Source organism: Oculatella sp. LEGE 06141 (genome assembly GCF_015207605.1).
In the GTDB taxonomy this organism is placed as follows: Bacteria; Cyanobacteriota; Cyanobacteriia; order Elainellales; family Elainellaceae; genus Oculatella.
Window position 1 is genome coordinate 132,767 of sequence record NZ_JADEWO010000012.1, and the last position, 9,381, is coordinate 142,147.

Sequence of the window (9,381 nt, forward strand, 5' to 3'; positions counted from 1 at the left end):
GCCGTCATGACAAGTTCTGATTCTGGGTTGAAGCGGGTCGTCATCACTGGTCTTGGTGCGATTACGCCAATTGGAAATACGCTCGCTGACTATTGGGAAGGGCTGTTAAGCGGGCGGAACGGGATTGGCCCTATCACGTTATTTGATGCGTCTCGCCACGATTGTCGAATTGCGGGCGAGGTGAAGGGCTTTGACCCCCACGAGTATTTAGACCGCAAAGATGCGAAGCGCATGGATCGATTTGCACAGTTTGCTGTATCTGCCAGCAAACAAGCGATCGCCAATGCTGGACTGGAGATTAATGACTTAAACGCCGAACAAATTGGTGTCATCATTGGGACCGGGATTGGTGGTCTCAAAGTGATGGAAGAACAGCAGGAAATCTATCTCAACAAAGGGCCGGATCGCTGTAGTCCCTTTATGGTGCCGATGATGATCGCCAACATGGCGGCGGGGCTAACGGCGATTCATCTAGGAGCAAAGGGGCCAAATTCTTGCACGGTAACGGCCTGTGCGGCGGGTGCTAATGCCGTGGGCGATGCCTTCCGGTTGGTGCAACGAGGATATGCCCAGGCGATGATTTGCGGCGGCACAGAAGCGGCGGTCACACCGTTGTCGGTTGCCGGATTTGCGGCGTGTCGAGCCATGACTACCTGCAATGACGATCCAGCCCATGCCAGTCGTCCGTTCGATCGCGATCGCGACGGCTTTGTCCTGGGTGAAGGTGCTGGCGTTCTCATCCTGGAGGAGCTAGAACATGCGCTTAGCCGGGGAGCCAAAATTTATGCTGAAATTGTTGGCTATGGAATGACGTGCGACGCATACCACATGACCAATATTGCTCCCGAAGGCGAGGGCGCAGCCAGAGCGATTTCGCTGTGTCTAAAGGATGCGGGGCTAACGCCCGACCAGGTGAGTTACATCAACGCCCACGGTACCAGTACCCCGGTTAATGACCCGAACGAAACGGCAGCCATTAAAACCGCGCTGGGTGACCATGCTTATCGGGTAGCCATCAGCTCAACCAAATCGATGACCGGGCACCTGTTGGGTGGTTCCGGCGGCATTGAAGCGGTGGCGGCAACCCTGGCGGTGGCAAACGATCAGGTTCCCCCCACCATCAATCTGGAAAATGTCGATCCAAAGTGCGACCTCGACTATGTGCCCAATCAAAGCCGCAGTCAACCTGTGGAAGTGGTGCTTTCCAACTCGTTTGGCTTCGGTGGTCACAATGTTACGCTAGCGTTTAGGAAATATCGGCAGTAGAGGTATCCACTGCTGCAAGACGCAGCCAAGAGCTGGCAAGACGTGAACCAATTTGCTTTATTGGCTGGTGAGCTTACGCCGGGTGAACCTCGTCAGGCTGTAGCCTCAGGGTGGAGGGGCGCTTACCGTTTGTTTTTGCCCTGAAGCGATACACTACCCATAGGAGCGATAAGTATAGTTGCCTATCGCTCTGCGGTTTGGTTTGCTGTTGTGCGTCAGGATTCTTGCCCCACAATCCTGCTGATGGGATGATGGATTTACAGCCTAAGGGCAATCCACGTTATTTCAATCCTTTTGTTTGATCCTGCTGATTTGTCATGGCAAACATGGCTTGTCAAGTGTCACACCGTCGTTGAGTAGATAAAGATCATGGCTGTTGCAACCCAATCCCTCGAAGAACTCTGTATTAATTCCATTCGCTTTTTGGCGATCGATGCTGTCCAGAAGGCAAACTCTGGGCATCCCGGTCTGCCGATGGGCGCGGCTCCAATGGCATTTGTCCTTTGGGATCGGTTCATGCGGTACAACCCCAAAAATCCGCAGTGGTTTAACCGCGATCGCTTCATTCTCTCCGGTGGACATGGCTGCATGTTGCAGTATGCGCTACTTTACTTGACCGGGTACGACAGCGTCAGTATCGAAGACATCAAACAGTTCCGGCAGTGGGAGTCTAGAACGCCAGGGCACCCAGAGAACTTTGAAACCGAAGGTATAGAAGTCACCACTGGGCCACTGGGTCAGGGAATTTCTAATGGTGTTGGGTTGGCCATGGCCGAGGCGCATCTGGCGGCTCAATTTAACAAGTCCGATCTGTCTCTCGTCGATCACTACACCTATGTCATTGCCACCGATGGCGACCTGATGGAGGGTGTTTCCGCCGAGGCGTGTTCTCTGGCAGGGCATCTGGGTCTGGGTAAATTAATCGTGCTTTACGATGACAACCTGATCTCGTTGGATGGCGATACCAGCCTCTCATTTACCGAAGATGTTACCCAGCGCTATGAGAGCTACGGCTGGCATGTGCAGATGGTGGAAGACGGCAACACCGACATTGACGGAATTCATAAGGCGATCGAAACTGCTAAATCGGTCACCGACAAGCCTTCTATCATTCGCGTTCGCACTACAATTGGCTACGGTTCGCCCAATAAAGCACACACCCACACCGCCCACGGTTCGCCGCTAGGAGGAGATGAAGTGCAGGCTACCCGTGAACACCTGGGTTGGCAACATGAGCCGTTTGTCATTCCGGATGATGTGCTGAGCCATTACCGCAAGTCTATTCAGCGCGGTGCCGATGCTGAGGCAGAGTGGAACCAGCTATTGCAGGAATATGAAACGAAGTATCCCAACGAGGCGACTGAGTTCAAGCGGCTCTTGAGCGGCAAACTGCCTGACCAGTGGGAGAAAGCGCTGCCTACCTTTACCCCAGACGATAAAGCAGACGCAACCCGTAACCTCTCTGGTAATGTGCTGAACGCTATTTCTGGCGTTTTACCAGAGCTGTTTGGCGGTTCGGCAGACCTGGCTTCCTCGAACAAAACCCTGCTGAAAGGGGCTGGCAATTTCCAGAAGGGCGAATATACAGGCCGCAACATCTGGTTTGGCGTTCGTGAGCATGGCATGGGCGCAATCTGTAACGGCCTGGGACGGCACGGCGGTGTCATTCCCTACGGGGCAACGTTCCTGGTGTTTACTGACTATATGCGTGGTGCCATTCGTCTGTCGGCGTTGTCTCGCACGCAGGTGATCTGGATTATGACCCACGACTCGATCGCCCTGGGTGAAGACGGCCCAACCCACCAACCCGTTGAGCATGTCGCTAGCCTGCGGACGATTCCTAACCTGGTTGTGATGCGTCCGGCGGATGGGAATGAAACCTCTGGCGCATACAAAGCGGCGGTTGAGCGTCGTGAAGGGCCAACGCTGCTGGCGCTATCTCGTCAAAATCTGCCAAACCTGGCTGGTTCATCGATTGAGAACACGCTGAAGGGCGGTTACATTTTGTCGGACAGCGACGGCACGCCCGACATCATCTTGATTGGAACGGGCGGAGAACTGCATCTCTGTGCCGAGGCTGCCGACAAACTGCGGGGCGAGGGTAAGAAAGTGCGAGTGGTTTCTATGCCCAGCATGGAACTGTTTGAAGCCCAAGACGAAGCCTACCGCGAGTCGGTGTTGCCTAAGTCGGTGGTGAAGCGGTTGTCGGTAGAGGCAGGAACGAGCTTTGGCTGGCACCGTTATGTGGGTCTAGACGGTGTTGCTGTCTCGATCGATCGCTTTGGCGCATCTGCACCAGGAACGATCGCGCTAGAGAAATTTGGCTTCACCACCGAGAACGTGCTTGCCAAAGCCAAAGCGCTGTTGGGCTAATCCATAACCGTTCCTTTACACAAACAAAAGCCCTCCCTTACAGGAGGGCTTTTCTGCTGTCTGGACAGGTAGAGAGGCGATGGATGGTATCTCTACCCATGCCCGGTACACCAACTGAAACACGACACTCAGGCTTACTGCACTTGCGCCGGGAGCTGGTCTGGTTGAACCGCAAGGTTGAGGGTTCTCTGTCTACGCAGCACATTGAGTTCCAGCTTTTTGTTCAGCCCGTTTTCTTCAACCAATCGCTGCAACAGATTGGCATCCGTTACCGTGCGCCCGTTAACCGCTTGAATGACATCGCCTTCCCGCAACCCGGCTTTGGCCGCAGGGGAATTTCTAGCCACTTGCAGCACTAAAATTCCCTGTTCTGCATCAACCTGCACGTTGCTAGCGGCATTGATTTGTTGCTTAATTGAGGCGGTGAGCGGCACCATTTGAATGCCAATGTATGGATGCTCAACGCTTCCGGTTGCAATTAATTGCTCGGCAATGCGCTTGGCGGCGTTAATGGGAATCGCAAAGCCCAATCCCTGCGTGCCGCCAATGATGGCGGTGTTCATACCAATTACCTCACCGGCCTGGTTTAGCAATGGCCCGCCGGAGTTGCCTGGATTAATGGCAGCATCGGTTTGGATAAAGCCAATGCGCTTATCGGGAATGCCGATTGCCGTACTGTTGCGCTCGGTGGCACTAATGACTCCCACGGTTACTGTTTCTTGCAGCCCCAGCGGGTTACCAATGGCGATCGCCCACTGTCCCCGCGTCACCCGATCCGAATCCCCGATCGTGACATGGGGCAGATTGTCTCCCCTGACCTGAATCACCGCTACATCCGTCACCCGATCGGTGCCCAACACTTCCCCTTCCAAAATGCGGCCATCGGGAAAGGAAACCGAGACGGTATCGGCTTCAGCAACCACATGGGCATTGGTCAGCACTCGCCCGTCGGCATCAATTACGAAGCCAGAGCCAATGCCCTGCACCACTCGCCCGGTAGAAGGAGTGGGCTGCACTCCACCCAGAAACGGACGCAGAAAGTCGGGGACGTCGGTGCTTAAGGTTTTAGACACATTGACTTGCACCACGGCTGGCCCAGCCGCTTCAACGGCAGCTGTAACGAAATTAGAACCAGGATCAGCCTGAGCCAGTTGCATAGGCTGAGAGCGATCGCCCCAGTTCAACGGTGCCGCTAATGCGATTGGGGGGGTGTAACACACCCATAGTCCAACACTTAAAAGAACCGATAGTAAAAACGGAATAGGATGCCAGTGCCATTGAGCCTTATTCATATCCGATCTTGATGTCTCATGAGAAAAGCCACTCCTAAGCATCAGATGTTTTTGCTGAATTTGACCTCTACCCTAAGACCCTTCCTGACATCCTTCCATCACCGTTCCAGGAGACGGCATGGGGTTCCTCTTTCATCCAGCCGACTTGTCTAAACCAAGAGCCTTCTACCTAAAAAAGGTAAACTTGAGCCTCAAGATTTAACCCCTGCTCCCCTGCGGTATTAATATGACTAATAATGCAGCTCAAACTATACTATGCGCTCTTTTTGGATCGATCCGTACTTGTGGGTTCATCTGGCAGGGTTAGCGGCACTGCCCATTTTTTTAGAAATTTGCTTCATTGGGCTGGCGATCGGCGATCCGGTGTTGCCAGTGGGGTTAGAACTAGCTCTAGTGGCGATCGCAGGCATTGCGCCCATTTTGTGGATGCAGTGGCAGAAGCCATTTTGTATCTTTAGCCTGGTCGCACTCTCGCTTAAGCCCGACCAGTTGACCGTCGAGCAACGCAAGCTGTTGCGGCTATTCAAAACGGCAGAAGTGCGAATTCTAGCGGTTGGGGCGGCTGTCGTTTCAGCGATTGTTTTATGGCAACTGTACCGGGTTGCCCCGATCGCGTCGGATCTGGTACCCGCATCGGGATGGCGCTTGACAGGGCTATTACTGGCGGCGGGGGCGTTTTTGGTCAGCAATTTGTTTTTGCAGGTGCCCGTTAGCGTCATGCGGGTGCTAATGGTTAGCGAGGCGCAGTTCGCAGCAGCCGATCCCTACCCCCCTGAGAGAATTGCAAAAGATTTCACGCTGTTTGGCCTGAAAGTTCGGCGCATTCTGCCGCCCCTGAAACAGGAAGCCCCTGCCGCTGTGATTGACTCATCTGTTTCACCCTCCCCCCGGCCTGAACCTCTGGCTGAAGCCAGTGCGAGTCAGGAGCTTCCATCAGATGTAGCCCTGGCTCTGGAGGAAAGCACAGCCACCACCGACTCGGTCGAAACTAGCGACTGGGTCGAGATCGAGCAACCCCCCACCGCCGTAGATGATCCAACACAAGCAGAAATAGAAGCGGATACCCCTGCCCAGTTAGAGTCTGAGCATCCAACCCTTTAACGGCTGGTTGACGGTTTAACGGTGTAACGCAGCACAACCGAATTGAATCGCTAACGTTATGCTAGTGAAGTGAGTTGGTATTGTTTCGTATCCCAACTTCTTTGCCGTTTTCCGAGGTCATTATGGCGAGTTCTACGTCCATGCCCCATAGCCAATCTCAAGACGAAATTTGGGGAAGCTTGAAGCGGGCGATCGCGGCTAGCTCCGGATTTCAGCGGTGGCAAGCTGAACGACTCATTTTTAATGCCAGTTTAGGCGAGCTAAGTCTTGACCAGCTTGTGCGTACCTATCTGCGAGAGACGCTAGAGACGCTAGCTTACTAAACCGCAACGCCAAAGCTCAATACAGCAATAGGGCACTCTAACAAGAGTGCCCTATTGCTGTGTCCAGGTTAGATTCTGCTCTGCACCGTTAGCAGGATTTGAACCCATGCGAGACTGGCGGCCATGTCGTCAGCTTTAATACCCCAGCATCAAAAGATGTTGGGCAGGGTAATGGGCAGAATGTCTTCAATCCGTCCTCCTAACGCCCGCAGTTGGCGGTAAGCATCTTCCAGGCGGTTGCCATCAACAACGACTTCTTGGGTGGGATAGTTTTGGATCACTTCAATCAGGCTGATGCGGTTATTGTCACTGGCTGATAGTACCAGCGCCGATCGCATGGCTTCTCGGCTAGCTTCCCCAGACGGTGGATAAATCGCTTGACCGATCTGATCGAGAACCAAATCGCCAGCCGGATTATTCAACCCCCGATCGAGCAGCGTGGGCGACACGGCGACCTCCTGATTCAGGGTTTGACGTACCGATTCTGGATCGCGTCTGGCTAAACGCAGATAAACCCGCAACGGACGTGACACTTCACCTGTTTCAGCCAGGTTGGTTAAGTCTTCTACCGCGATCGATCGTTGAAAGATGCGATACTTTAACCGAACTCGCTCAGCGGCGATCGCATCAGCTCCGTTGAGCCATATTCCCAGAGCAATGCCCACAAATAAAATTCGCCGTAGTGCTGAAAACTGCACGCCCATGACTCATCCTCTCATTGGTACTCTTTCTGCAACAGGTCTCACTTGTATTTCTGACGACAGTTTCATCGCTAGAGTTGCAGCGCTGATTGATCATAGCCTCGCATCCAGTTGCCTCAACCGTTGCCTCAAATGGTAGTGAATAGCATTTAAAGAGGCCATTGTTCAAGTAAGTGGACATTGAGACACTATACTGGAACACCATTCAGGACTGTAGCGCTCCCCTTGAATCAGCAATTGTTAAGTTCTTAGGAACTCCAGGTCTTGCAGTACAGGACTGGTACAAAATCGAAGGGGAACAAACTCCGGGTCTACACAAACTTAAATGACAGGGGTCTTAGACTCAGGTAGGGTTTTGATGTGGCGATCGGCGTGAGTGTTCTTGCTCACCGAGCCACACCAGCAATCACCCTGGTCTTAACGTTTGAAGCAATACTTCCATCATCCTGCTCTTCATCAAGAGTGGCGCAATTCACAATTCAAGCACGATGGATGACTTGTGGAGGTAGGGTCTACTCCATTGTCGAACGGTGTCAATTTTAGGCCGCTATTGACTTCCGCTTAGCCACTATCGCTGGATACAAACTCAATTTTCAGGTATGACCATCATGAAACGTCAGGGTTCTAGAGCAATGCAGATTTTTAGGAAAACCCCTTGCTCCAGCCAGCGGGCAGTTTTGGCTCGATTGCCCTTACGAGCTGGGCTAGCCATACTGCTGCTGGCAGGAGCCACCGTTAACCTTTCTCCGGCTTGGGCACAAACCCATTCTCCGACGCTAACCGCGCAAACCCCTCTCAACGCCAGGGTGCTGTATGTTAATCCGGCACTGGGTGCAGACCGTGCTGGTCAGGGAAGTGAAGCTGCTCCGTTTCGCTCGATTACCTATGCGTTGCAGCAGGCTCAACCCAATACCATTATTCAGCTCGCACCGGGTAGCTACACTGGCGAAACTGGAGAAGTGTTTCCGCTGGTTATTCCAGCCAACATCACAATTCAAGGGGATGCGACAACAAAAGGGCAAACGGTTTCCATCATTGGGGGAGGAATCTTTGTTAGCCCATCCTTTGCCCGACAAAGCGTTACCATTCGACCGCTCGATAACAGCACCATTACAGGCGTAACGGTGACCAACCCGGAGTCACGCGGGACAGGAATTTGGATTGAATCAACAAATCCAACCATTCGAGACAGCACCTTTGCCGACAGCCTGCGCGACGGTATCTTTATTACCGGCACCGGGGCACCCACCATTGAAGACAACGTGTTTACAGGCAATAGCGGTAATGGCGTTTCGATCGCACGCAACGCCCGTGGAGAAATTCGCAATAACGTCTTTCAAAGTACCGGATTTGGGATTGCGATCGGCGGCAACTCTACCCCGTTGATTCAAGGAAATCAGGTGCTATCGAACACAGATGGCATTGTTGTTTCGGATGCCGCCCGTCCGGTGCTGCGAAATAACGTCATTCGTAACAACGCACGCGATGGAGTTGTCGCTATTTCCAATGCTCAGCCTGATCTGGGTACCGCCGAACAGGCCGGTGAAAACCTGATTAGCGGCAACAGTCGATATGACCTCTACAATGCCACTCGTACCAATACCCTGATTGCGATCGGCAACCAGATTGAAGAAATTTCGGGTCAGGTAGAATTTGTCGCCCGAGCGGTGAATGCACCAATCACGTTCCCCGATGTGCAGGGGCATTGGGCGCAGGCTTATATTGAAGCGTTATCGTCACGGGGTGTGATTGGCGGCTTTCCCGACGGAACGTATCGTCCTAACGATCCGGTGACTCGCGCTCAGTTTGCCACCATTTTGGCGAATGCATTCAACCCAACCCCAAAACGAGCGGGTTCCACCTTTGCCGATGTACAGTCTAGCTTTTGGGCAAACCAGGCAATCCAAACCTCGTATCGCGGCGGCTTTTTGAGCGGTTATCCGGGGCAGGTCTTCCAACCCAATCAGCAGATTCCGAAACTGCAAGCGCTGGTATCGTTAGCCAGCGGTTTAGATCTCACCAGCAACCAGGGAACCGTGCTTAGCCGCTACCAGGACGCATCCCAAATTCCAACCTGGGCGACGGGGGCGATCGCAGCCGCCACCGAGCGTAATATCGTGGTGAACTATCCTAATGTGAATCAACTTAACCCTAACCAGGAAGCGACACGGGCTGATATTGCCGCACTGGTCTATCAGGCGTTGGTTAGCGCTGGACAAGCAGAAGCAATTCCATCGCCTTATGTGGTGACGGTGCAACAAACCCCACCAACACAGACGCAACCACCGCAACTTCAACCCCCTTCAGCCCAACCCCCATCACCCA

The 9,381-nt window shown here is 53.3% G+C and carries 7 protein-coding genes; 5 read left to right on the forward strand and 2 right to left on the reverse strand.

Features of this window, described 5'->3' with window-relative positions; genetic code table 11:
* Positions 1 to 6: 6 nt before the first annotated feature.
* Together fabF and tkt are read left to right on the forward strand one after the other, a co-directional pair.
* The gene (gene fabF / locus IQ268_RS11385) at positions 7 to 1,266 is read left to right on the forward strand and encodes a beta-ketoacyl-ACP synthase II (protein WP_193878588.1); all 1,260 of its coding nucleotides are present in this window, start codon (positions 7 to 9) and stop codon (positions 1,264 to 1,266) included.
* A 369-nt stretch (positions 1,267 to 1,635) separates the two neighbouring features.
* Positions 1,636 to 3,639 (forward strand): transketolase, encoded by a 2,004-nt coding sequence (tkt, locus tag IQ268_RS11390; RefSeq protein WP_193878590.1) that lies wholly within the window; start codon positions 1,636 to 1,638, stop codon positions 3,637 to 3,639.
* 134 nt (positions 3,640 to 3,773) lie between these two features.
* Here tkt and IQ268_RS11395 read toward each other — a convergent pair whose 3' ends face one another.
* Complete coding sequence (locus IQ268_RS11395) at positions 3,774 to 4,931, reverse strand: HhoA/HhoB/HtrA family serine endopeptidase (protein WP_193878592.1); 1,158 nt, start codon at positions 4,929 to 4,931, stop codon at positions 3,774 to 3,776.
* 255 nt (positions 4,932 to 5,186) lie between these two features.
* On the opposite strand from IQ268_RS11395, the gene IQ268_RS11400 reads away from it, so the two are divergent.
* Positions 5,187 to 6,032: a low-complexity tail membrane protein gene (locus tag IQ268_RS11400; protein WP_193878594.1), complete on the forward strand. Its 846-nt coding sequence runs from the start codon at positions 5,187 to 5,189 to the stop codon at positions 6,030 to 6,032.
* A gap of 122 nt (positions 6,033 to 6,154) precedes the next feature.
* Positions 6,155 to 6,355, forward strand: a complete 201-nt coding sequence (locus IQ268_RS11405; RefSeq protein ID WP_193878596.1) for a hypothetical protein — start codon at positions 6,155 to 6,157, stop codon at positions 6,353 to 6,355.
* 149 nt (positions 6,356 to 6,504) lie between these two features.
* On the opposite strand, the gene IQ268_RS11410 is transcribed toward IQ268_RS11405, so the two are convergent.
* Positions 6,505 to 7,059, reverse strand: a complete 555-nt coding sequence (locus IQ268_RS11410) for an alpha/beta hydrolase (RefSeq protein WP_193878598.1) — start codon at positions 7,057 to 7,059, stop codon at positions 6,505 to 6,507.
* 605 nt (positions 7,060 to 7,664) lie between these two features.
* On the opposite strand from IQ268_RS11410, the gene IQ268_RS11415 reads away from it, so the two are divergent.
* Positions 7,665 to 9,381, forward strand: a 1,717-nt coding sequence (locus IQ268_RS11415; protein ID WP_228035268.1) for a DUF1565 domain-containing protein, incomplete at its 3' end; no start/stop codon positions are given.